Source organism: Bradyrhizobium sp. SOJA106 (assembly GCF_059448745.1).
On sequence record NZ_CM182549.1, the window covers coordinates 1,053,826 to 1,077,630 of the forward strand.

The following is a 23,805-nucleotide window of genomic DNA, read 5'->3' on the forward strand; positions in this document are numbered from 1 at the left end:
GGGCTTCGGTCTCACGATGGGACTGACGCTATCCTGGCTGTCCATCATCATTCTGATTCCGCTCGCCGGCCTGTTTCTGAAATCGCTCGAGCTCAGCCCCGAGCAGTTCTGGAATATTCTCTCCAGCCGCCGCACCCTGAATGCGCTGCGCGTCTCGTTCGGCCTCGCCTTCGCCGCGGCCTGCGTCAACCTGGTGATGGGCAGCATCATCGTCTGGGCGCTGGTGCGCTACCGCTTTCCCGGCCGGCGCATCTTCGATGCCATTGTCGATGTGCCCTTCGCACTGCCCACCGCGGTCGCCGGCGTCGCGCTGACCGCGCTGTTCGCCGAGAAGGGCTGGCTGGGCGCGCCGCTCGCCGTGCTCGGCATCAAGGTGGCGTTCACGCCGGTCGGCATCTTCGTCGCCATGATCTTCATCGGTATTCCGTTCGTGGTGCGCACGGTGCAGCCGGTGCTGCAGGATCTCGACCCCGAGATCGAGGAAGCCGCGGGTAGCTTGGGGGCCAGCCGCCGGCAGACCATCGTGCGCGTGATCCTGCCCTCGCTCGCGCCGGCGCTGCTCACGGGCCTCGCGCTGGCCTTTGCACGCGCGGTCGGCGAATACGGCTCGGTGATCTTCATCGCCGGCAACCTGCCCAACGTCTCCGAGATCGCGCCGCTGCTGATCGTGATCCGCCTGTCCGAATTCCGCTACGCCGACGCGACCGCGATCGCGGTGGTCATGCTCGTCGTCTCCTTCGTCATCATCTTCGCCGTCAACCGGCTGCAGCGCTGGGCGCAGAGCCGGATCCCGGCGCGCTGAGGAGGATGCGATGACGATGCAGATTGCGGATACCGTGTCGCTGACGTCGCCCGATGCACGGGCGCGGGCCCACGCTGCCGCAGCGCAGGACAGCCTGCGGACCGAGCCACGCGCGGTGCGCGCCATCATCATCTCGCTGGCGGTGCTGTTCCTTTCCGTCTTCGTCGTGCTGCCGCTGGTCGTGGTGTTCGCACAAGCCTTCTCGCGAGGGATCCTCGCCTATTTCGCCGCGCTCGGCGAGCCGGAGGCGATGGCGGCGATCAAGCTGACGTTGATCGTCGCGGCGATCTCGGTCGGCCTCAATCTCGTCTTCGGCCTCGTGGCGGCATGGGCGATTGCGAAGTTCGATTTCCCGGGCAAGACCTTCCTGATCACGCTGATCGACCTGCCGTTCTCGGTCAGCCCGGTGATCTCCGGCCTCGTCTTCGTGCTCTTGTTCGGCGCGCAGGGCTATTTCGGCGGCTGGCTCAGGGATCACGACATCCAGATCCTGTTCGCGGTGCCCGGCATCGCGCTCGCCACGACTTTCGTGACCTTTCCGTTCGTGGCGCGCGCGCTGATCCCCTTAATGCAGGAGCAGGGCACACAGGAAGAGGAGGCCGCGATCTCGCTCGGCGCCTCGGGCCTGCAGACCTTCTTCCGCGTCACGCTGCCCAACATCAAATGGGGCGTGCTCTACGGCGTCCTGCTCTGCAATGCACGCGCGATGGGAGAGTTCGGCGCGGTCTCCGTCGTCTCGGGCCATATCCGCGGCGAGACCAACACCATGCCGCTCCTGGTCGAGATCCTCTACAACGAGTACCAGTTCGTCGCCGCGTTCGCGATCGCTTCGCTGCTCGCGATGCTGGCGCTGATCACGCTGGTCGCCAAGACAATTCTCGAACGTCACCTCGACGAAGGACACGACGTCAATGACCATTGAAGTCAAAAATCTCGTCAAGAAGTTCGGCAGCTTTGCCGCGCTCGATGGCGTCGACCTCAGGGTCGACAATGGCGAGCTGCTGGCGCTGCTCGGTCCCTCCGGCTCCGGCAAGACCACCTTGCTGCGGATCATCGCCGGCCTCGACTGGCCGGATTCCGGCGAAGTCTCCTTCAACGGCGAGGACGCGCTGGCGCAGGGCGCGCGCGAGCGGCACGTCGGCTTCGTGTTTCAGCATTACGCGCTGTTCCGCCACATGAGCGTGTTCGAGAACGTTGCCTTCGGCCTGCGCGTGCAGCCGCGCGCCGTCCGCAAGGACGAAGCGACCATCCGTGCGCGGGTGAAGGAGCTGCTCGATCTGGTGCAGCTCGACTGGCTTGCCGACCGTTATCCGAGCCAGCTCTCCGGCGGCCAGCGCCAGCGCATCGCGCTTGCTCGCGCGCTCGCGATCGAGCCGCGCATCCTGCTGCTCGACGAACCCTTCGGTGCGCTGGATGCCAAGGTGCGGAAAGAGCTGCGAAGGTGGCTGCGCTCGCTGCATCACGAGATCAACGTCACCTCGATCTTCGTCACCCACGATCAGGAGGAGGCGCTCGAAGTCGCCAACCGCGTCGTGGTGATGGACAAGGGCAAGATCGAGCAGATCGGCTCGCCCGACGACGTCTACGAGACGCCCGCGACCGCCTTCGTCCACGGCTTCATCGGCGAATCCATCGAGCTGCCGGTGCAGGTCGATGGCGGCGTGATCAGGCTCGGCGACCGGCCGCTCGCCCTCGCCGCGGACGGGCTTGTGCCTGGCGCGTCAAAACTGTTCGTGCGGCGACATGACATGCTGGTCGGCCCGCCCGGCAGCGGCGCATTCGAGGGCGCGGTCCAGCACGTCCGCAATTTTGGTCCGGTGCAGCGCGCGGAGATCGCATTGTCAGGCGGCGAAACCATCGAGATCGACGCTCCCCGCGACAAGGAACTCCGCGCCGGCGATACCATCGGCCTCGAGCCGAGGCGCTACAGGATCTTTGCGGGCTAACGTCCGTCATTCCGGGATGGTCCGAAGGACCAGACCCGGAATCTCGAGATTCCGGGTTCGATGCTTCGCATCGCCCCGGAACGACTTGCGTCGATTTTCCTCAAAATTCACCTTTCAGCCACGGTTGGTATGCAACAACGGCCCCCTCATTTGGGGGCCCCGATCCATGCGCGCTGCGGCCGCAATTCTCATTCTTTTGCTTCTCGCCGGCTGCGCCGGCAATGAGGTGCCGGTCCAGCAGCCGTCGATGTATGCCGACATGGCCGTCCCCGGGGCCCAGCTCGATGCGCAGGCAGCCGCGATTATGATCTCGCAATACCGCCAGAACAACATGCTCGGCACGGTCGTGGTCGATCCCGATTTGATGCGGCTCGCCGAATCCCAGTCCCAGGCCATGGCGGCGGCCAACAAGATGGACCACGACGTCCGTGCGCCGTTGGCCAAGCGCCTCGCCACCGGCGGCTATCCCGCGACCGTGGCGGTCGAGAACATTTCGGCCGGCTATCATACGCTGGCGGAAGCGTTTTCCGGCTGGCGCGACTCGCCTCCGCACCGTGCCAACATGCTCAAGAACGGTGTCACAAAATTGGGCATTGCGGCGAGCTATGCTCCCGGCACCAAATACAAGGTGTTCTGGACCATGATCCTGGCCTCGACGGACCGATAAGCCAGACTTGATCCCGGGATGCATTGACGCGGTGACCGACTGTCGCCACGGTGGCTCGTCTTTTGCTATTGTTCCCGCATGACCGATCATAGCCCGGAATCCGCCAGCGTCCCCGCGAATGCGCAACGTGTCCTGGTCCTCCAGGGCGGCGGCGCGCTCGGCTCGTATCAGGCCGGCGCCTATCAGGCGCTGTGCGGCTACGGCTTCGAGCCGGAATGGGTCGCCGGCATCTCGATCGGCGCCGTCAACGCCGCCATCATCGCCGGCAACGAGGGCCACACCCGCGTCGAGCGGCTGAAGGAATTCTGGGAGATGGTGTCCGCACCGGTGCCGTGGAAGCCGATCGGCAAGAGCAATCACAGCCGCGAGCTGTTCAACTCGACCAGCGCCGCTTTGATCGCGACCTTCGGCGTGCCCGGCTTCTTCGTCCCGCGCGTGCCGCCCGCGCCGCTCTGGCCGCCCGGCCATCGCGAAGCCGAAAGCTATTACGACACCGCGCCGCTGAAGAAGACTTTGGAACGGCTGGTCGATTTCGACCGCATCAACGACCTCAAGACGCGCCTGTCGGTCGGCGCCGTCGGCGTCACCTCCGGCAACTTCAAATATTTCGACAATTACGAGTTCAAGAAGCTCGGCAAGAAAATCGGCCCGGAGCACATCATGGCCTCCGGCGCGCTGCCGCCCGGCTTTCCCTCCGTCGTCATCGAGGGCGAGCATTACTGGGACGGCGGCATCGCCTCAAATACCCCGCTCGACTACGTGCTCGATGCCGAGCTCGCGCGCGACATGCTGATCTTCCAGGTCGACCTGTTCAGCGCCCGCGGCGACCTGCCGAATTCGCTGCTGGAAGCGGCCGAGCGCGAGAAGGACATTCGCTATTCCAGCCGCACGCGGATGAACACCGACAAGAACAAGCAGATCCACAACGCCCGCAGAGCGGTGCGCGACCTGATTTCCAAGTTGCCCGATTATCTCAAGAATGATCCTTCGGTCGAATTCCTTTCGAAGGCGGCACGTGAGAGCACCGTCACGGTGGTGCACCTGATCTATCGCAGCAAGAACTACGAATCCTCGTCCAAGGATTACGACTTCTCGCATGTCGCCATGGTCGAGCATTGGGAAGCCGGCGTGCGCGACGTGCATCTGTCGATGCGCCACAAGGACTGGCTGGAGAAGCCGCAGTCCGGCGAGACCATGGTGACCTACGATCTCACGGGGGACGTCACCGCGCCCCCGGCAAAAAGGAGCGAATAACATGGGTACTCTCTCAGGCAAGAACGCCGTCGTGACCGGTTCGACCAGCGGTATCGGGCTTGCTTATGCGCGCGCCTTCGCCGGCGCCGGCGCCAATGTCGTCATCAACGGCTTCGGCTCCCCTGAGGACATCGAGAAGGAGCGTTCCAAGATCGAGTCCGATTTCGGCGTGAAGGCGGTCTACTCGCCCGCCGACATGACCAAGCCGGCCGAGATCGCGCAGATGATCGCGCTCGGCGAGAAGACGTTTGGCTCGGTCGACATCCTCGTCAACAACGCCGGCATCCAGTTCGTCTCGCCGATCGAGGAATTCCCGATCGAGAAGTGGGACCAGATCATCGCGATCAACCTGTCCTCGGCTTTCCATGCCATCCGCGCTGCTGTCCCCGGCATGAAGAAGAAGGGCTGGGGCCGTATCATCAACACGGCTTCGGCGCACTCGCTGGTCGCCTCGCCCTTCAAGTCGGCCTATGTGTCCGCCAAGCACGGTATCGCCGGCCTGACCAAGACCGTGGCGCTCGAGGTCGCGACCCACAAGATCACCTGCAACTGCATCAGCCCCGGCTACGTCTGGACGCCGCTGGTGGAGAAGCAGATCCCCGACACCATGAAGGCCCGCAATTTGACGCGCGAGCAGGTCATCAATGACGTGCTGCTCGACGCGCAGCCGACCAAGGAGTTCGTCACCTCCGAGCAGGTCGCAGCGCTCGCCCTGTTCCTGTGCAGCGACGACGCCGCGCAGATCACCGGCACCAACCTGTCGATCGACGGCGGCTGGACCGCGGAGTAATGGCCCGGTGCCGGGTGGGCAAGGGCGCATCGCGCCGTGCCCACCATTTCGCACCGCGCGCATTCTCGCCGAGTTTGGTGGGCACGCTTCCCTTTGCCCACCGAGAGCGAGGGCGAGGCGCAAGCCTCCCGCTCAATGGCTCCAGGCCAGTGCCGTCACGATGGCGGACGACAAGTTCAACTCCGCGAACATGATCTTGCCGGCGACCACGACGAGAACGCAGGCGAGCGCGGCGCGCAGCACCGTCTCGGGCACGCGCGTCGCGCTGTAGCTGCCGAGGATGATGCCCGGCAGCGAGCCCAGCAGCAGAACGCCCATCAGCCCCCAATCGACCGAGCCGAGCAGCCAGTGTCCGGCGCCCGCGACCAGCGTCAGCGGCACCGCGTGGGCGATGTCGGAGCCGACGATGTTAGCCATCGGCAGCCGCGGGTAGAGCAGCAGCAGCACGGTGACGCCGACTGCGCCGGCGCCGACGGACGAGATCGAAACCAGCACGCCGAGCACGATGCCGGTGAGGACGGTCGCGATCGCGGTGGTGCGCTCGTCAACGCGTTCGAGGCGCTTGCGGTAGCGCTCTATGATCGATTTGCGGAAGATCAGCGAGGTCGCGGTCAGCAGCAGCGCAAAGCACAGCACGAGGTTGACGAGGCTGCGCTCGGCATCGCTTCTGAGATCGAGCTTCCACAGCACCAGCAGCGTCAGCGCGCTCGCCGGAATGCTGCCGCAGGCGAGCCGCAGCACCGCCGGCCAGTGCACGCTGCGCGACCAGCCATGCACCACGCTGCCGCCGGTCTTGGTGGCGGCGGCATAGAGCAGGTCGGTGCCGACGGCGGTCGAGGGATGGATGCCGAACAGCAGGATCAAGAGCGGGGTCATCAACGAGCCGCCGCCCACGCCGGTCATCCCGACAAGCAGGCCGACGCCAAATCCGGAGGCGACATAGAGCGGGTCGATCATATGCGGGGAATCTTAGGTTTATCTCGTCGGTTGGGCAATATGACGTAGAATAAACTTTCCCTGGAGCGCAACTACTTGGATGGAATAAGAAGAATCGTGCTGCAGAGCGGAAGATGGTAGGAGTTTCGCCTCCAAGCCAGCCGTGCCGCGAAATGGCCGTTCCCTGGCGCCGGCAGGTCCGTAACGCCTATTTTCCAAACGCCAGCACGTGCAGGCCCAGCCGCTGCCGCACGATCCAGAACAGCAGCACGGTCTCGAAAGTCAGCGAGATCGAGGTCGCGGCAGCCGCGCCGTGGCCGCCGTAGCGCGGCACCAGGGCGATGCAGAGCACGACGTTCATCAGGAAAGCCAGCGCGTAGGCGAGGGCGCAGATCTTCTGCTGGCCGAGCATGTTGAGCAGGCGCTCGACCGGGCCGATCGCGGCGCGGACCACCAGGCCGATCGCGGCGACGAACATGATGTCGGAGCCGACTACGAATTGCGGGCCGAACAGCCAGAGCAGCGGCTTGCCAAGCGCGAGCAGCACGATGGTCGCCGCCAGCGACGGCCAGAACGTCCAGCTGATGGCGTGCGCCACATAAGCTGAGAGCCGCGCCTTGTCGCCGAGTGCGTTGTACTCGGCAAAGCGATGCGCCGTCGTCGCCGACATCGCGTAGTGAACGAAGGACACCAGCGCCAGCGTCTTCACCACCGCGAAGTACACGCCGACCTCGTCGGAGGGGCGAAACTGCTGCAGCACGAGCACGTCGGTGTAGGACAAGAGCAGGTAAAAGCTTTCCACCAGCAGGATCGGCAACGACACCGCGAGCCAGCCACTGACGTCGTAGGCCTTGGGTCCCGGCTCGATGTGATCAGCGAGCTTGCGGTTCAGCACCACCATCTGCCCGGCCATCGCGATCCACACCGCGCCTGCGCTTGCGACCATCGCGGCCACCGCGCCGAGATGATAGCCGAGCAGGAAGGCCGCGGCCGTGATGCCGATGATCAGCGCCTGGCGGATGATGAATTGCGGCATCAGACCGAGCTGCATCCAGTCATGCGAGCGTGCGATGCCGTCCTGGGCATTGGCAACGACGAAGGCGGGCAACGTCATGCAGCCGATATAGAGCGGCAGCGCTTCGGCCGGATCGATCCAGGGTGACAGCAGCCCGACCATGCCGGCAAGGCCAAGCGACATCAGCGTGGAGATGGCAAAGACCAGCCAGCGGCTGCCGGAGAGGAAGCCGCGCAGCCGCGCATGTTCGCCGCTGGTGCGGTACTCCGGGATGATCTTCTGCGCGGAGGCGGAGATGCCGAAATCCATCATGCTGCCGAGCAGCAGCACCCAGGTCCAGACATAGACATAGATGCCGTAGTCGGAGGTGCCCATCCAGCGCGCCAGCAGCACCTGCGAGACATAGGCGAGACCGGCGCTGATCACGCGGATGATGAAGATGGTGCCCGCCAGCCGCCGCGTCAGCGACGCCTCGCTCGATCCGCCGGTCAGCTTAGCCCTCAACCGCGCGATCAGTCCGGCCGGTCCGGTCGTTGCTGGCTCTGCATCCATCACAGCCACATCGAGATCCCCAAGGCCCGTAGCAAGCGTCCCGTAGCAAACGCCCCGTAGCAAGCGTTCCGCATGCTGCGGCAGCCTTTGACCTAGCAACCATTCGTTAAGATACGGTTGGGTCAACGATGTTGTCCCGGCCTGGGCACGTGCGCATGAGCTGGCGCTGTGGTCAGGGCGCGTATGAGGTGAGCGCTCTGCCGAGAGGGCCAGCGACCATCAGCTGGAAGACAAGCGCCTGGCGTCTCCAAGCTGAGAACCACGGTCTGGCATGAAACAGGCGGCCCTTTGCGGCCGCCTGTTGTAACCTCGGAGTGGATGGGGCTATTGGCAGAGATGCTGGAGACCGTCAGCACCCTTGTAATTGGTGCCGGGCCTGCACACGATGCCGTTGCGGGCAGCATACTGACTCCAGCTGCCGTTCCACCCGTAACCGCCGCCGCCGCCGTACATGGCGTAGGAATTGCCCCAGTTGCCGGGATTGGCCGTGCCCCCGAGGGGACCCGTTACTGGCGCCGGCTGTTGAGACGCCGTTCGCCGAGATACTTGCCGATATCGAGGGCCGGTGGGGGTACTGCCGGTTCCAAGACCCGTGCAGTTGGCGAATTCAGCTTGGCAGAGGTCCGGATTGGAGAGAGCCCGCTGCGCTGGTGCAGCAGAACTGTACAGGGCGGATGCCGCAATCACGGCGGCGCCAAGAATCCTTAGATTCATCATGGCTTGCTCCTTGCGGTTGGACGTGGCGCTGGATGCCACGTTTGGCAGAGCCTATACGACGCTTGCGAGACTGACCATGCTGCTTCGGCATCGCTAAAATTGAGACTGCTCTGGTCCAGCAACAGTAATACTTTGGTTGATCGTGAGATTTCGCTTGAGGGTCAGAGGCTGACGTCTGCACCTTCTCGAGTACACGTTCTCGTGTGCAATCGTGCACGGGAGCGGGGACGATCGGGAAACATCAATCCAGGTTCGTATTGAACTCGTACGACTTCTCCGGCCCAACCAGCGTGAACTTCAGCGCTGCGCCCTCGGCCCTGGCGCCCGGCGGCAACCCGTCGAGTTCGAATGAGAAGCGCTTCACGCCGGGCGGGCTGGGCTCGACCGGTGCGGGGATCGGCAACGACCAGTCGGGCGTCGGCCCTTCCACGAACAGGTTGACGTCACGGCCATCCGGCGCGACCACGTCGACCACCACGTTCTTGGGCCCGTCGCGCTTGACGTCGCGGATGGTCAGCGGATTGGGATCGCCGATATTGGCCGGCTTCGGTACCGTGTCGAGCGCAGCCCGCAGGTTCGCGTCCTCGGTCGAGGCGACATTGTTGAAGCCCAGCTCGGCGCTCGCCTCGACGGGAATGCAGAGCTTCTCGCACACGGCGTAGTTGATCTCGGCGCGCAAGGTCACCGGCTTGTCCGGCGCCTTGGGCACGATCCGCAGGGGAAGCACGATCTGGTCGTGATAGCCGATCGAATGGCCGCCGGCGCCGTCGTCGAATTTCTGCGGCGCCGGCCACATCACCGTCACCGCTTCGACATTATCCGACTTCGAGAAGTCGAACCGCGGCGGAACGCCGGAATCGCCCGGCATGCGCCAATAGGTCTTCCAGCCGGGTTGGATCTGGAAGGCGATACCGCCGAGCAGGACGGCACCGCTGCGCGAGCCCGCGAGCAGCCGCACCGCGGAATGTTCGTCACGCTGCCAGGGCGATGCGTCATCAGCTTGGGCTGTCAACGCCAGGGACGACGCAAGCAAGGTTGTCGCGACGCCAATCGCCGCACGCAGGGGAACTCTTGTCAGCATGGCACGTCTTTACAGGGGCACCCCGGGCCAAACCATTGAATTGCTTGTGATGGATGCACTTGAATCAGGTCTCTGCAAGCCTTGATTTGACAGCGGCCCGGCCCGACATCAGGATAGGAATTGAAACCGGAGTGCTTCACCATGGCTCCTACAGGCAAAAGGACGGGCGAAAGCACCCGCAGCGCAGGCCCTGCGCTCCCCAGCTCGGCTGGTTATCTCGACGGCCGGCTCCTGATCGCAATGCCCGTGATGGGTGACTCCCGCTTCGAGCGTTCGGTGATCTATCTCTGCGCCCATTCGGCCGAGGGCGCGATGGGCATCATCGTCAACCAGCCGGCCGGCAGCATCGATTTTCCCGAGCTCTTGCAGCAGCTCGGCATCATCAAGAAGGGAGAGCACATCAAGCTGCCCGGGAATGCCGAAACCATGAAGGTATTGCAGGGTGGCCCCGTCGACACCGGCCGCGGCTTCGTGCTGCATTCCAGCGACTTCTACATCGAGAAGGCAACGCTGCGCATCGACGACGGCGTCTGCCTCACCGCGACCGTCGACATCCTGCGCGCGATTGCCAACGGCTCCGGCCCCAAGCACGCGATCCTCGCGCTCGGCTATGCCGGCTGGGCGCCGGGCCAGCTCGAGACCGAGATCCAGAGCAACGGCTGGCTGCATTGCGACGCGGATGCCGACCTGATCTTCGGCGACGACGTCGAAGAGAAATACGGCCGGGCGCTGCGCAAGATCGGCATCGACCCCGGCATGCTCTCGAACGAGGCGGGCCATGCGTAGTTATCGTAATCGCTGCCACAACACCCTCCGGTGTCGTCCCCGCGAAAGCGGGGACCCACAACCCCAGCGAGGAGTTGTTGCGCAGGCTGATAACTCCGAGCCCTCGCCAAACCACTTGCTGCGGTTACCGCGACGAGCGCAAGCGCTCGTGCTGGGGTCCCAGATCGGCGCTCCGCTTCGCTGCGCTTGTCCGGGACACGACGGCAGTGTTCGCCACGCTACTCCGCCGCCTGCTGCTGCACCGTCGGCTCGGTCCCCGCCACAGTCGCCCTGCGCATGTCGCGAGGCTGGGACTGATCGTAGCGGCGGACGCGGTGCATGGTCTGGCGGTTGTCCCACATCACGAGGTCATGCAGCTTCCATTTGTGGACGTAGACGAACTCTGCTTGTGTCGCGTGCTCGTTGAGATCGCGCAGCAAGAGCCGTCCTTCCGGCACGCTCATGCCGACGACCTTGCCGGCGTGCGATGACAGGTACAGCGACTTGCGGCGATGCACGGGATGGGTGCGCACCAGCCGTTGCAGCACCGGCTTGAACATCTCCTTTTCCTCGTCGGTGTATTCGGTGAAGCCGAGCGATCCCCGCGAATACATCAGCGAATGCTCGCAGACGAGGTCGTCGATCTCCGCCTTGGTCTCCTCGTCGAGCGCGTCATAGGCCGCCCGCATGTCGGCGAATTCGGTGTTGCCGCCCTTCGGGTTCACCACCCGCGCCGACAGCAGCGAGAATTTTGCCGGAATCGGGCGGAAGGAGCTGTCGGAATGCCACAGGCAGTTGCCGAGGTTGAACAGATGCGTGCGGCTGTCTTTTGCGAGCGGCTTGCCGTGCTTATCGAGGTTGGAGACGTCGTTGAGACCGGACTGGAGCCGGTAATCCTTTTCCTTGGTTACGGTGCCGCCGCGCGCATCCTCGCGCTGGCCGAAGTTGAGCGCAAACGCCATCTGCTGCTCGTCGGTGATGTCCTGGTCGTGGAAGACGAGCACCGCGTATTTGTCCATGGCGGCCTCGATCTCGCGCGCCTCATCCGGTGTGAGAGGCTTGCGCAGGTCGAGGCCGGAAACCTCGCCGACAAAATGCTTCTGAAGCTGCCGGATGGCGATCGTCATGGCGTTCTCTCCCGCGGGCCGCGAGCGGTTGGTCCCGCTCTGCTGACGAAAAAGCTACTCCCGCACTCGGAGTTGTCAACGCTCGCGGCGCATGGCTCTCACGCGTTCCGCGCCATCAATCCGCCGTCGACCGGGATCACCGCGCCGGTCAGGAACGATGCCGCCGGCAGGCACAGGCTCAGCGTCATATGTGCGACCTCTTCGGGGTCGCCGTAGCGGCCAAGTGCCGTGCGGCGCTTGGCATAGATGGTCTTGTGCTCCTCCGAGATGCGGTCGGTGATCGCGGTGCGGATCGGCCCCGGGCAGATGCAGTTGACGGTGATGCCCTCGCGGCCGAGCTCGACCGCGAGCGAGCGCGTGAGGCTCGCCACGCCCCCCTTCGCCGCCGAATAGGGGCTGTGCAACGCGGTGGCGCCGAGCGCCTCGGTCGAGGCGATGTTGACGATGCGCGGGCTCTTCGACCTGCGCAGATGCGGCAGCGCGGCGCGGATGATGCGCGGATGCGCCGTCAGCATCACTGCGATGGCCTTGGCCCAGGCGTCTTCATAAGTCTCATCATCGATCGCGACGCGCACGGAGATGCCGGCATTGTTGATGACGATGTCGAGCCCGCCGAAATGCATGGCGACATCACCGACCACGCGCTTGATCTCGCCGGCATCGGCAACGTCGAGCCTCCACGCCTTCGCCGCGCCGCCGCTTGCCGCAATCTGCTCCGCAACCGATAGCGCGCCTTGCTCGTCATGATCGGTGACGGCAACCTTCGCGCCCTCGCTCGCGAATACGCGCGCGGTCGCGCGTCCCATGCCGCTGGCCGCGCCGGTGACGAGAACGGTCAGGCCCTTCACCGACCGGCTGAGCTCTCTAGAGTCGGACATGCTGTTCCTCGCGGCGTCTTGCTTGTTGTTATGATTGACAAGGCTGGCATCGATCCGCAGACAGGTCAAACAAGCAAAACAAAAGGGGAGGCCGCGATGGCGAACGAGCTCGATTTCTCAGGCAAGCAGGTGCTGGTCGTCGGCGGTTCCAGCGGCATTGGCAACGGCATCGCGCAGGCCTTTCGTACGAGGGGCGCTAGCGTTGCAGTTTGCGGCACGCGTGCTCACGCAACGGAATATTCGACGGCGGAAGGCTCCGATCTCACCGGTCTTGCTTATGCGCAGCTCGACGTCAGCAACCCAAGTGCCGTCGAGGCTTTCACGCCGTCCTTCGACCGGCTCGACATCTTGGTGCTGGCGCAAGGAGCCGTGATCTACCGCCGCGGCGAGTTCGAGATGAGCGGATTCCGTAAGGTCGTCGAGGTCAATCTGATGAGCCTGATGGCGTGCGCCACGCGATTCCATTCCATGTTGCGGGACGCGAAGGGCGCGCTGATCATGGTGTCCTCGACCGCGGCCTATCACTCCACCATGGGTAATCCCGCCTACAATGCCTCGAAGGCCGGCGCGGTCGGATTGACGCGCACGCTGGGCGAAGCCTGGGCCGAGGACCGCATCCGCGTCAACGGCATCGCGCCGGGCCTCGTCGACACCAAGATGACGAAGGTGACGACGGACAACCCCAAGCGGCTCGAAGGCGCATTGTCGCGCATTCCGCTGCGGCGATTGGGCACGCCGGGCGACATGGCGGGCGCCGCGCTCTTCCTGGCCTCGCCGCTGTGGTCCTACATCATCGGTCAGACGCTGGTCGTCGACGGGGGGCTCATTCTCTAGCCCCGCTGGAACCCCGCCGCGCCTGATCGGTTACTTGGGTTGACCCCGAGGAGGAGCATCATGGACACGGATCGGATAGTCGGATCGGCGAAGGAATATGCCGGACGCGCAGAAGGCGCGGTCGGAGAGATGGCAGGCGATGCCAAGACGCAGGCGTCGGGAAAGGCCCGCGAGGCCGCAGGCACGGTGCAGAATCTCTACGGCCAGGCCAAGGATGCGGTGCGCGACGCCGCGGACACTGCGACGAGCTACGCCAAGGACGCATATGAGAACAGCGGCGACACCTTCCGCGATGGCACACAGGCGCTGTCGAAGAAGGTGCAGGACAATCCGCTCGGCGCACTGCTGGTCGCCGGCGGTATCGGCTTCGCACTTGCGCTGCTGATGTCGCGTCCCGCGCGTCGTCCTCCGCCGTCGCGCTGGCGCTACTACGGCTGAGCTATCTGCCACGTCATTCCGGGGCGCCGCGCCTGCGCGGCGAACCCGGAATCCAGACGTTGCGGCACGAGATTCCGGGTTCGCGCTACGCGCACCCCGGAATGACATCTGACATCAACTCAGCAAGCTACCGGAATATCTCCGCCGAGCGTCCGACATTGCCAGGCGGGCGCGGGATCGCGGGGTTGGGATTCGGATTGCGCGGCGCCGGTGCCATTTGACGCGGCGCTGGCTGCGGCGAGCCGAAGCCGAAGAAATCGCGAAACGATGGCGCAGCCTGCGCCGGCTGCTGTGGCGGCGGCGGCGGCTTTTTCGGTGCGAGCTTCGGCGGCGCGATCGCGGCGGCGGCGCCCGTCCCCGCCGAGCCCGGCGCGGCACTGCCTTCAGGCGTCGTCGCCGCCATCGGCGTATCGCCCTTGGCCTGCTCGCGGCCGACTTCGCGGCGCGGCCAGGCATAATCGTCGGCGCGGCCGGCGGGGGCCGTCAGCGGCTCGCCCTTCACCATCGTCTTCGCAGCGAGCGCATCGACGGCGGCGGGACGTGAGCCCGGGCCGCCCAGCAACTGATCGGTCGAGATCGAGGCCGCAACCAGCGGCACGATCGGGCCGGCCAGCGGCCGCGGCGCCGGCTTGCCGGGCTCGGCGCTGGTGTCGGGCGTCGCCGGCTCGCTCGGCAGCGCGATCGGGCCGGAGCGGCCCGCCAAGAGCCGCGTGATCTCGCGCTCGACATAGTGCGCGAGCTTGCGTGCGCCGGCCTTGGTGAAATAGACGCCGTCACCGCTGCGCAGCTGGCGGATCTGGCCTTCGAAGTCCGGGCCCTTCTGGAGGAAGCGGCCGGCTTCGTCGACGAAGCCGTCCCAGACGTCGACATAGGTGATGCCGGCCTTGGCCGCGCCCTCGCGGTACAGCGAATCCAGGAACAGCATGTCGGCGGTGCCCCTGGGGCCGCGGATCGCGGGCAGGCCGACCCAGAGCACCGGCACGCCCTTGGCCTTGAGGACGTTCGCGAGCTCCTCGATCTTCTTGCCGTAGAGCTCGACCCAGCGCTCGTCGCGGAACTCATAGACGCCGTTGGGATTGCGCGCGGTCTTTTCCGGCGCGGCCGCAGGCGTATCGGCGTTGTCGGCATCGTCTTGCGGCAGATCGCTATCGGCCGGCTTGTCGTCGGGCTTGGCGGCGGCGTCCGGCTTGGCGTCGCCGGGCTTGGTCTCACCGGGCTTTGCGTCACCTTTTCCTTGTGGCTTGGCGCGCGCACCCTTGTCGTTCTTCTTGTCCTTGTCCGACTTGTCGACAACCGGCTCGCGGATCGAGGTGCGGTCATTGAGGCCGAGCATGACGACGATGACGTCAGGCTTCTCGGTCTCGAGAATGCCCCTCGCAGCCGCCGCCCAATCCGAGGGCTCGCCCTTCGGCTGGTACTTGATCAGGCCGGAGGTGGTCTTGTGCTTGCGGATCACGCCCATGTCGGGCTGCTCGGTGTAGGCGTCTTCCAGGCCATAGGCGAGCCAGTCGGCCATGGCGTCGCCGATCACGAGCACGTTCTTGTCGGGCGTGGTGTCGCGCTTGGCCGGTGCCGGCGCGCGCGAAAAATCCTGACGCGGGGCCTGCTGCTGTGGCTGCTGGAACGGCGCGAAGAAATCACCACCGAACCAGCCGCCGCCTCCGCCCTGGCGCGGTGGCGGAGCCTGGCGCTGCGGCGGACCGCCAAAGCCGGGGAAGTTGAAGAACTGCGCCGAGGCGGGTCCCGCAATCGAGACCAGGATCGCAAGCGCCGTCCCCAGCGCGATCAACGGGCCGGTCTCGGTCAGCGCCTTCAAGAAGGATTTTGGCTTCGACATGCGATCTCGGGCGCGCGCAACGGGGGTCTGGGATAGGCTCGATATAATAACGGAATCGGGCGCCAAACGGGCAAATTCTCTTGCAAATTCTTGGCGCCATACACCGCGGATCGGCCAGAATCGCCGCTCAGGGTTACTTTCGGGCCGTTTTTACCGCCCGCGCAGCCGGTCCAGCACGTCGGAGGTGGCAAACCCGTCCGCAGGCAGCCCGATCGAGGCCTGGAAGTTGCGCAGGGCTTCCCTTGTCTGGCCGCCGAACTGGCCGTCAGGAGTGCCCTTGTAGAAGCCGCGCTGGGCCAGCAACTGCTGAAGCTCCAGCCGCTCGCTCCGCGACAATTCGCGCTCCTGGCGCGGCCAGGGCTGCACGAAGGGCTCCCCGCCGCGCAGCCGATCGGCGAAATGGCCGATCGCCAGCGCATAGGCCTCGGCCGGGTTGTACTTCATGATGACGCGGTAGTTCTGCAGCATCAGAAAGCTCGGGCCTTGCGCGCCCGCCGGCGCCAGCAGATAGGCTTTTTCCGCTGGATGCGGGAAGGGCTGGCCCGTCGCACGCTTGAGGCCGAGCTTCTCCCATTGCGCGATCGTCATCGTCTTGGCGCGATCGGCCAGCATGTAGTTGAAGCCCTGGGGCACCACGACCTCGAAGCCCCAGCTCTGTCCCGACTGCCAGCCGTCCTTCTTCAGATTGTTGGCGGTCGAGGCGATCAGATCGGTGGGGTTGTCGACGACGTCGCGCCGTCCATCGCCGTCGCCGTCGACGGCAAAGCGCTTGAACGCGGTCGGCATGAACTGGGTCGGGCCGAAGGCGCCGGCCCAGGAGCCGCGCATCTGCTCAGGCCTGAGATCGCCGCGGTTGAGGATCTCCAGCGCCGAGAGGAACTCATCCTTGAAATAGGCCTGGCGGCGGCCGATGCAGGCGAGCGTCGCGGTCGATTGCAGCACGCTGCGGTCGCCCATCTGCGTCGAGTAGTTGGATTCGATGCCCCAGATCGCGGCGATGATGTAGCGATCGACGCCATAGGCCTTCTCGGTGGCGTCGAACTGCGCCTTGTATTTGGCAAGGACTTCGCGGCCCTTCGCGAGGCGGTTGTCGTTGACGAGAATGTCGAGATAGTCCCAGATCGATTTGGTGAATTCCGGCTGCGAGTCCATCAGGTCCATGATGCGCAGGTCGGGCGAGAGCCCGGCGGTGAAGCGCTGGAAATTCTCCTGGGTGATGCCGCGCCGTGCGGCATCGGGCCACATCCCCGCAACGCAATTGTCGAAATTGGAGGCCGCCTCGCGGATCGCCGCCGCCGTCATCAGCGGATGGCCGGAGGCGCCGTCCTCGCCGCTCCAGGGTTGGACTCCGGTTTGCGCGCCGCCGGGCCCGGGCGGGGCTTGCGATGGGGCAGGGTTCGAGCCGGAGAAGATACCGCCGAACAGGTTCGACAGGCCGTTTTGCGACTGGGCGTTCACGCTGGCCGGCAGCAGTATTGCAGCGGCAATCATCACTCCGATCAAAGATCCGGCACGTTTCGCCAGTGCTGCCATCGATTGCGTCATATCCTGTCCGTCCGGCCGAAAATCCGCCCTTCAGGAGGCCTGGCGACGGTTGCCAATAGCTTAACAAAGGTGAAATTTTGGTGGCTGATTTTTTCTTAACTCTGCGAGCGGGAGGCCCCACATCCGCCTTTGTTGGCGGCTGCAAACAAGCTAGCAAGATACCATTGCTCCCTTCCTCAGGTATTCGATCAATCCCATGAAGATTCGCAAAGCCGTATTCCCCGTCGCCGGCCTCGGCACCCGCGTCCTGCCCGCCACCAAGGCGATGCCGAAGGAAATGCTGACCATCGTCGACAAACCGTTGATCCAGTACGTGTATGACGAGGCCAAGGAAGCCGGCATCGAGCACTTCATCTTCGTCACCGGCCGCAATAAAAATGTCATCGAAGATCATTTCGACAGGATGTTCGAGCTCGACACCACGCTGGCCGCGCGGGGCAAGAAGGCCGAGCAGGAGATTTTGGCGCAGAACCAGCCGGATGCCGGCGCGGTCAGCTTCACCCGCCAGCAGGCGCCGCTCGGGCTCGGCCACGCGGTCTGGTGCGCGCGCGACATCGTCGGCAACGAGCCGTTCGCAGTGGTGCTGCCGGACGAGCTCGTGCTCAACACGCCGGGCTGCCTGAAGCAGATGATCGAGACGGCGTCCTCGCTCGGCGAGAAATCCAATCTGATCGCGGTCGAGGCCGTGCCCGACCATCTCACCCATCAATACGGCATCTGCGGCGTCGGCAAGCGCAACGGCAAGATGTTCGAGGTCGATGGCATGGTGGAGAAACCCGCCAAGGGCACCGCGCCGTCCAATCTCTCGATCACCGGCCGCTACATCCTCCAGCCCGAGATCTTCAAGATCCTGGAGACCCAGGAACGCGGCGCCGGCGGCGAGATCCAGCTCACCGACGCCATGATCGGCCTCGCCAAGACGCAGAAATTCTACGGAGTCGAGTTCGAGGGCGAGCGCCACGATTGCGGCTCCAAGCCCGGCTTCCTCCGCGCCAACATCGCCTACGCCCTGAAGCGCCCCGAGCTGCGCGATGGGCTGATCGCGGAGATGAAGAAGTATCTGGGGCAGTGACATCGAAGGCGCACGCCTTCGATGTCATCCCGGGGCGGTCCGCAGGACCGAACCCGGGATCTCGAGATTCAAGGTTCGATGCTTCGCATCGCCCCGGAATGACTGCCTAGCCTCACGCCACCAGCGACAGCTTCGGCAGGCTCGCGACCACCGACTGGTTGCGCCCGCCTGCCTTCGCCGCATAGAGCGCCTTGTCGGCGGCGGCGACCAGGATCGACCAGTCCATGCCGCTCGCGGGCACCAGGCTGGCGATGCCGCAGGACACGGTCGATGTCGCCTGGTCATCGGACCAGCCCTGCACCTTGGCGCGGATGCTCTCGGCGACCTTGAACGCGTCGGTGGCCGAGGTATTCGGCAGCAGCACCGCGAATTCCTCGCCGCCATAACGCGCGGCGCAATCGCCGGCGCGGCTCACCGAATCCGAGATGCAGATGGCGATGCCGACCAGCACCTGGTCGCCGGCCTGGTGGCCGAACGTGTCGTTGTAGGCCTTGAAGTGATCCGCATCGATCATCAGGAGCGCGATCGGCGTCTTCTGTCGCATCGCGCGCCGCCATTCGACGTCGATCACCGAATCGAACTTGCGCCGATTCTTCAGGCCGGTGAGCGCATCCGTCGTCGCCATCTCCTCGAGCTTGCGTTCAGCCGTGGCGCGCCGGCCGATCTCGCGCGCGAGCACGAGCGTCGATGCCAGCATGAACAGCGCCAGCGCCAGCACCACGGCACCGATGCGAAACGCCTCCCTCTGCCAGAGCGCGAACACCGCCGCGAGCGGCTTGCCCGCCACCACGAACAGCGGACCGTTGTCGGCGCTGCGGACATAGAGCCTGGGCGTCGGATCGACCGGGCCCTGCCCCGAATAGGCGGTGCCAACCCGGAGATTGCCGGGCTTCCAGGTCTGGCGCCCGTTCAAATTCTTGCCGATGATGTCGAGATCGAACGGCCGCCGCATCATGATGGTGCGATCGCGCTTGAGAACGGTGATGGTGTCGTCCGCGTCGAGGCTCAGCCGCTCGAACAATTCGTGGAAATAGCTGAAGCGGATCGAGCCGGCGACGACACCCATGAAACCGCCGTCGTTGTCGCTGATACGCCGGCTCAGCACGATCGAATAGGCGCCGCGGAACAGCATCGGCCGGCTGATGAAGAGCCCGATGCCGGGATTGTCGCGATGGACCGTGAAGTAATCCTCCTCGCCGCGGTTCTCCGGCAGGGGATCGAGCGTGGAGGCGTCGATGGTCAGCCGGCCGTCGGCATCGAACACCTGGATGGCGCCGAAATGCTTCGCCGTTGCCGCATGGTCGAACAGGATCAGGTGACGGATCGGCTTGGAAACCGTGGCGAGTTCGGGCAGCAGCATGTTGCTGGCGACCGCCTTCAGCGACAGATCGTAGACCTCGATGTTGCGGCTGATGTCGGACTCGATGGTCGTCGTGAGGTTCTCCAGCGTCTGGCGGGCGAGCGCCTCCTCGCCGCGCCGCATGTCCAGCATGACGTTGACGCAAATGGCGGAAAAGCCGATCACCGTCACGACGGACGAAATGATCAGCAGCTTCGCCGAAATGCGCCACGGCCGGCGGGCCGTGACTTCGCGCCATCCAGACAGCATCGCTTGCTCCCGACCCTGATGGATGCGCCCGAAAGCTTGCGTAGTGTTTAAGCCGCGACGGCGAAGCCGCGATGAGTTAAGAATCGGTTTAATGGGCTAGCGTTTTTCGGCAGGTCTCGTGTGAAGAGACCTAGCCCTGACGAGAGGACGATTGTGAACGACTACGATGCGTTGCGCGACTATCTGATGCGGCAGAAGCAGGCCGAATTCGTCCTGACCTTCGAACAGATCGAGGAGATCATCGGCGCGGCCCTGCCGCGCGCGGCGAACCGCGCCTCGTGGTGGGACAGCCTGCGCAGCCCCGACATCCAGATGCCGCAGCGCGAAGCCTGCCTCGCCGCCGGCTTCGTGGCGACGCGGATGCCGGACGGCCAGAGCGTGCGGTTTACGAAGCGAAAGAACGACCGGCGCCGCTAGGTGCGGCGAGCGACGCTGCTGCCCTCCTCTGGAGGGAAGGTCGTTTCATTGGCGCCACCGGGACCAGCGTTCATCTTCGGCGTGTGCTCGTATCAGACATCTGGTCGTCTGCTGGTCGCAGGCGCGCATGCACACGTTCTGGCGGCCCCGAAAGTCACCGGCCCCGCCGGTGTAGATGGCACATGTGCCGATGCAGTTTGCGCCTCGATCCTCGCATCGCGCCGCCGTCACGGCTTCGGCCGACGAGGCGAGGAACATTCCGGTGCCTATGAGGGTGATCGCGTGGAAAAGGTGCCGGGTCATCCGTAACTCCTGAGAAGGACGCGCTTGGTCGGCTCATTCTAGCCGTTGCGCTTGACGCGTGTGGGCGCGCCGAGAACGACAGCGGCGAGCCCAACGGCCTCGATGATTTAACCGTTCTGGACCGTTCTGGATCGAATGCTCTGCGCCATTTTTGCGGTAGCTGGGCCGCGGCCCATTGATCTGGATCAAGCAGGGCCTCATCGGCACCTCACCCCCGCGCTTTGCGGCGGCCTCAACAAGGGGAGGGAGGCTAGCTCGCCGCTTCCAGCCGCACTTCCGTCAAGAGCCGCATCGCCGCGTCTGCGTCCATCGGCTCGCCGAAGGCAAAGCCCTGCGCGTATTCGCAGCCCATCTGGTACAGCTCGACCGCGTCGGAATCGGTCTCGGCGCCTTCGGCGACGACGTCCATGCCGAGATCGTGCGCGAGCGCGATGATCGATTTCAGGATCACCGGCCGCGTGCCGCGGCTGGTGGTGCGGACGAAGGACTGGTCGATCTTGATGGTGTCGAACGGGAAGCGCTGGAGGTAGGCGAGCGAGGAGTGGCCGGTGCCGAAATCGTCGAGCGACAGGCCGGTGCCGAGCTCGCGGATGCGCGTCAGCATTTGGGCTGCGTGCTCCGGATTCTCCATGACCAGCGATTCCGTCAATTCCAGCTTGAGCGTGCCGCGCGCCACCGAGGAGCGCGACAGCACGGTGCGGACGTCGTGGATCAGATCGTGGCGCAGCAGCTGCCGCGAGGAGACGTTGACCGAGGCGAAGATCGGCTCGCGCGAGCGCATCGCGCGCTGCCACACCGAGAGTTGCTTTGCGGTCTGGTCGAGCACGAACATGCCGAGGTCGACGATCAGACCGGTCTCCTCGGCGATGGTGATGAATTCCGACGGCGCCATGCGCCCGAGCTTCGGGTGATCCCAACGCGACAGCGCCTCGAAGCCGGCGATCGAGCGATCCTCCAGCCGCACGATCGGCTGGTACAGGATGGTGATCTCCTGCCGCTCGATGGCGCGGCGCAGCTCGCTCTCCAGCGTCAGCCGGTCGGTCTTCCGCGCGCGCATCGCCGGTTTGTAGACGTCGATGCGGTCGCCGCCGATGCGCTTGGAGTGATACATCGCAAGCTCGGCGTCCTTGATGATCTCGTCCGTCAGCTGAACCTGCGGATCGGACAGCGCAAGGCCGATCGAGGCGGTCAAAAAGATCTCGCGGTCGTTGAAGGCGATCGGCGCGCGGATGGTCTTGCGGATGGTCTCGGCGAAGGCGGTGATGCGGGCCGGGTCCTGCTCCGACAGCAGGATCAGGCCGAACTGGTCGCCGGCGAGTCGCGCCAGCGTGTCCTGCGGCTTCAGGATGCGGGTGAGGCGGCGGGCGAGCGTCAGGAGGATGGAATCGCCGACCGCGATACCGACGGAATCGTTGACCTGCTTGAAGCGGTCGAGGTCGATCACCATCAGCGTCGGCCGGAGCGTCGGCATGGTCTTGGCGAAATGCGCGACCGCACCGAGCCGGTCTATGAACAGCTTGCGGTTGGGCAGGCCGGTGAGATTGTCGTGCACGGAATCGTGCAGCAGGCGTTCCTCGGCGTTGCGCAGCTCAGTGACGTCGGTGAGCGTGCCGACCACACGCGAGACTTCGCCGTCCGAGCCGACCACCGGGCGTGCCTTCAGGGCGAACCACATGAAATGACCGTCCGGCGTGCGCAGGCGGAAGTCCTGCACCAGGCGGCCGCGGCGCTGGTCCAGGACGCTGTCGAGCGCGGCGCGGAAACGATCCTGGTCGAGCGGATGCAGCACCTCGAGCCACGAGGCCGCGGGCCCTTCCAGCGTGCCGCGCTTGAGGCCGAGCAGGGCCTCGGTCTCGGGGCTGGTGAAGACCTTGTCGGCGGAGACGTCCCAGTCCCAGATCAGATCGCCGGAGCCGGCCAGCGCCAGCGCGCGCCGCTCGATGTCGGAGACGACGCCGGTGCTGGCGCCGCCGCCGGCAAAGGCGTGCTGCATGACGGTGAAGCCGATTAGCATCACGATCAGCACGAGGCCGCCGAGCAGGGCAGGGCCGACGATGTCGTTGGTGACGGAGCCCGCCACCGTCATGCCGGCCGCGACCACCCAGACCACCAGGAGGAACCAGGTCGGGATCAGCAGCACCGCGCGGTCGAAGCCGTGGGTGGAGAGATAGACGATCAGCGCAAAACCGGCGAAGGCGATCAGCACCAGCGAGATGCGGGCGATGCCGGAGGCGACAGCCGGATCGAACAGCGCGAGTGCGACGAGGGAGCCGAGGAACGCCAGCCAGCCCACCGTGATGTGCGAATAGCGCACATGCCATCGACTGAGGTTGAGATAGGCGAACAGGAACACCAGCAGCGTCGCCGCCAATATCGCTTCGCCCGCCGCGCGCCAGATGCGCTCGGCGTTGTTCGACATGTCGAGCACCTTGCCCCAGAAGCCGAAATCGACGCCGATATAGACCAGCACCGCCCAGGCCAGCGCCGCGGCGGCCGGGAACATGATGCTGCCCTTCACCACGAACAGAATCGTGAGCACGAGGGCGAGAAGCCCGGAGATGCCGATCACGATGCCCTGGTACAGCGTGAACGAGTTGACCTTGTCCTTGTAGGCCTCCGGCTCCCACAGATAGAGCTGCGGCAGCTTGTCGGTGCGCAGCTCGGCGACAAAGGTGACAACGGCGCCCGGATCGAGCGTGATGCGGAACACGTCCGCGGTTGCGCTTTCCTGACGTTCGGGCCGGTCGCCGATCGAAGGCGTGATGGTTGCGATACGCGACAGGCCGAGGTCGGGCCAGAGCAGGCCCGATGAGACGATGCGATAGTGCGGGGCGACGATCAGGCGGTCGAGCTGGTCGTCGGTGTTGTTGGCGAGCGCGAACACCACCCAGTTCACGCCGCCCTCGCGGGCGCGCACCTCGATGCGGCGAACGATGCCGTCGGTGCCGGGCGCGGTCGAAACCTGGATGCGGTCGGCGTCGCTGCGCTGATGTTCGAGCACGCCAGTGAGGTCGATCGCGGGCGCGTCACTACGGACGCTGACAGCATCCAGCGCGCGTGCAGGGGACGCGGCGACAAGAATCATGAGGCCCAGCGCGATGGGCGCGAGGCACCTGATCAGACGCAAGGTCAGTTCTCCGCGTTCGACGCAAATTGCGAGTGCAAGACGATTTCAGACCGGACCGGAAGTGGTTCGGCGCGTCGCGATAGATGCCACGAA

At 65.1% G+C, this 23,805-nt stretch carries 21 protein-coding genes; 11 read left to right on the forward strand and 10 right to left on the reverse strand.

Going from position 1 to position 23,805, the window contains the following annotated elements:
* The first annotated feature begins 16 nt into the window (after window positions 1–16).
* The 6 genes from cysT (at window position 17) to AC5V87_RS04955 (ending at window position 5,459) form a co-directional block, all read left to right on the forward strand.
* The gene (cysT, locus tag AC5V87_RS04930; protein WP_495372036.1) at window positions 17–802 is read left to right on the forward strand and encodes a sulfate ABC transporter permease subunit CysT; all 786 of its coding nucleotides are present in this window, start codon (window positions 17–19) and stop codon (window positions 800–802) included.
* A 10-nt stretch (window positions 803–812) separates the two neighbouring features.
* Complete coding sequence (cysW, locus tag AC5V87_RS04935; protein ID WP_456841088.1) at window positions 813–1,724, forward strand: sulfate ABC transporter permease subunit CysW; 912 nt, start codon at window positions 813–815, stop codon at window positions 1,722–1,724.
* Window positions 1,714–2,748, forward strand: coding sequence for a sulfate/molybdate ABC transporter ATP-binding protein (locus AC5V87_RS04940; RefSeq protein WP_495370169.1), 1,035 nt, complete (start codon window positions 1,714–1,716; stop codon window positions 2,746–2,748). The genes cysW and AC5V87_RS04940 overlap by 11 nt, the downstream gene beginning before the upstream one ends.
* A gap of 166 nt (window positions 2,749–2,914) precedes the next feature.
* Window positions 2,915–3,415 (forward strand): CAP domain-containing protein, encoded by a 501-nt coding sequence (locus AC5V87_RS04945; protein WP_456841086.1) that lies wholly within the window; start codon window positions 2,915–2,917, stop codon window positions 3,413–3,415.
* A 78-nt stretch (window positions 3,416–3,493) separates the two neighbouring features.
* Window positions 3,494–4,669, forward strand: coding sequence for a DUF3734 domain-containing protein (locus AC5V87_RS04950; protein WP_495370170.1), 1,176 nt, complete (start codon window positions 3,494–3,496; stop codon window positions 4,667–4,669).
* Window position 4,670: 1 nt separating this feature from the next.
* Window positions 4,671–5,459 (forward strand): 3-hydroxybutyrate dehydrogenase, encoded by a 789-nt coding sequence (locus AC5V87_RS04955; RefSeq protein ID WP_456841084.1) that lies wholly within the window; start codon window positions 4,671–4,673, stop codon window positions 5,457–5,459.
* A gap of 132 nt (window positions 5,460–5,591) precedes the next feature.
* Here AC5V87_RS04955 and AC5V87_RS04960 read toward each other — a convergent pair whose 3' ends face one another.
* The 3 genes from AC5V87_RS04960 to AC5V87_RS04970 all read right to left on the reverse strand — a co-directional run bounded on the left by AC5V87_RS04960 (window position 5,592) and on the right by AC5V87_RS04970 (window position 9,760).
* Window positions 5,592–6,416: a sulfite exporter TauE/SafE family protein gene (locus tag AC5V87_RS04960; RefSeq protein ID WP_456841083.1), complete on the reverse strand. Its 825-nt coding sequence runs from the start codon at window positions 6,414–6,416 to the stop codon at window positions 5,592–5,594.
* Between the two features lie 187 nt (window positions 6,417–6,603).
* Window positions 6,604–7,971, reverse strand: coding sequence for a flippase (locus AC5V87_RS04965; RefSeq protein WP_495370171.1), 1,368 nt, complete (start codon window positions 7,969–7,971; stop codon window positions 6,604–6,606).
* Window positions 7,972–8,920: 949 nt separating this feature from the next.
* The gene (locus AC5V87_RS04970) at window positions 8,921–9,760 is read right to left on the reverse strand and encodes a protein-disulfide reductase DsbD domain-containing protein (RefSeq protein ID WP_456841081.1); all 840 of its coding nucleotides are present in this window, start codon (window positions 9,758–9,760) and stop codon (window positions 8,921–8,923) included.
* Window positions 9,761–9,901: 141 nt separating this feature from the next.
* Here AC5V87_RS04970 and AC5V87_RS04975 point away from each other — a divergent pair, with 141 nt between their 5' ends.
* The gene (locus AC5V87_RS04975) at window positions 9,902–10,546 is read left to right on the forward strand and encodes a YqgE/AlgH family protein (RefSeq protein ID WP_027561154.1); all 645 of its coding nucleotides are present in this window, start codon (window positions 9,902–9,904) and stop codon (window positions 10,544–10,546) included.
* A 218-nt stretch (window positions 10,547–10,764) separates the two neighbouring features.
* Here AC5V87_RS04975 and AC5V87_RS04980 read toward each other — a convergent pair whose 3' ends face one another.
* Window positions 10,765–11,652: a TauD/TfdA dioxygenase family protein gene (locus AC5V87_RS04980; RefSeq protein WP_495370172.1), complete on the reverse strand. Its 888-nt coding sequence runs from the start codon at window positions 11,650–11,652 to the stop codon at window positions 10,765–10,767.
* A 98-nt stretch (window positions 11,653–11,750) separates the two neighbouring features.
* On the reverse strand, window positions 11,751–12,530 hold the full coding sequence (locus tag AC5V87_RS04985) for an SDR family NAD(P)-dependent oxidoreductase (protein ID WP_495370173.1): 780 nt from the start codon (window positions 12,528–12,530) through the stop codon (window positions 11,751–11,753).
* Window positions 12,531–12,626: 96 nt separating this feature from the next.
* Between AC5V87_RS04985 and AC5V87_RS04990 the strand changes: the two genes are divergently transcribed.
* Together AC5V87_RS04990 and AC5V87_RS04995 are read left to right on the forward strand one after the other, a co-directional pair.
* On the forward strand, window positions 12,627–13,364 hold the full coding sequence (locus tag AC5V87_RS04990; RefSeq protein ID WP_495370174.1) for an SDR family NAD(P)-dependent oxidoreductase: 738 nt from the start codon (window positions 12,627–12,629) through the stop codon (window positions 13,362–13,364).
* 60 nt (window positions 13,365–13,424) lie between these two features.
* Window positions 13,425–13,802 (forward strand): CsbD family protein, encoded by a 378-nt coding sequence (locus AC5V87_RS04995; RefSeq protein ID WP_456841078.1) that lies wholly within the window; start codon window positions 13,425–13,427, stop codon window positions 13,800–13,802.
* Between the two features lie 127 nt (window positions 13,803–13,929).
* Here AC5V87_RS04995 and AC5V87_RS05000 read toward each other — a convergent pair whose 3' ends face one another.
* Both AC5V87_RS05000 and AC5V87_RS05005 read right to left on the reverse strand, forming a co-directional pair.
* Entirely contained in the window at window positions 13,930–15,639 is a 1,710-nt protein-coding gene (locus tag AC5V87_RS05000; protein ID WP_456841077.1) for an SGNH/GDSL hydrolase family protein, read from the reverse strand.
* A 150-nt stretch (window positions 15,640–15,789) separates the two neighbouring features.
* Complete coding sequence (locus AC5V87_RS05005) at window positions 15,790–17,130, reverse strand: lytic murein transglycosylase (protein ID WP_495370175.1); 1,341 nt, start codon at window positions 17,128–17,130, stop codon at window positions 15,790–15,792.
* Window positions 17,131–17,380: 250 nt separating this feature from the next.
* Between AC5V87_RS05005 and AC5V87_RS05010 the strand changes: the two genes are divergently transcribed.
* The gene (locus tag AC5V87_RS05010; RefSeq protein WP_456841075.1) at window positions 17,381–18,256 is read left to right on the forward strand and encodes a UTP--glucose-1-phosphate uridylyltransferase; all 876 of its coding nucleotides are present in this window, start codon (window positions 17,381–17,383) and stop codon (window positions 18,254–18,256) included.
* Window positions 18,257–18,368: 112 nt separating this feature from the next.
* On the opposite strand, the gene AC5V87_RS05015 is transcribed toward AC5V87_RS05010, so the two are convergent.
* Window positions 18,369–19,865 (reverse strand): sensor domain-containing diguanylate cyclase, encoded by a 1,497-nt coding sequence (locus tag AC5V87_RS05015; protein ID WP_456841074.1) that lies wholly within the window; start codon window positions 19,863–19,865, stop codon window positions 18,369–18,371.
* Between the two features lie 153 nt (window positions 19,866–20,018).
* Between AC5V87_RS05015 and AC5V87_RS05020 the strand changes: the two genes are divergently transcribed.
* Window positions 20,019–20,282 carry a DUF7662 domain-containing protein gene (locus AC5V87_RS05020; protein ID WP_027561145.1) on the forward strand — a complete coding sequence of 88 codons (264 nt, stop codon included), beginning with the start codon at window positions 20,019–20,021 and terminating at the stop codon, window positions 20,280–20,282.
* 45 nt (window positions 20,283–20,327) lie between these two features.
* Here AC5V87_RS05020 and AC5V87_RS05025 read toward each other — a convergent pair whose 3' ends face one another.
* Together AC5V87_RS05025 and AC5V87_RS05030 are read right to left on the reverse strand one after the other, a co-directional pair.
* The gene (locus AC5V87_RS05025; RefSeq protein WP_456841073.1) at window positions 20,328–20,585 is read right to left on the reverse strand and encodes a hypothetical protein; all 258 of its coding nucleotides are present in this window, start codon (window positions 20,583–20,585) and stop codon (window positions 20,328–20,330) included.
* Between the two features lie 250 nt (window positions 20,586–20,835).
* Complete coding sequence (locus AC5V87_RS05030) at window positions 20,836–23,712, reverse strand: EAL domain-containing protein (protein ID WP_456841072.1); 2,877 nt, start codon at window positions 23,710–23,712, stop codon at window positions 20,836–20,838.
* Window positions 23,713–23,805: the final 93 nt, after the last annotated feature.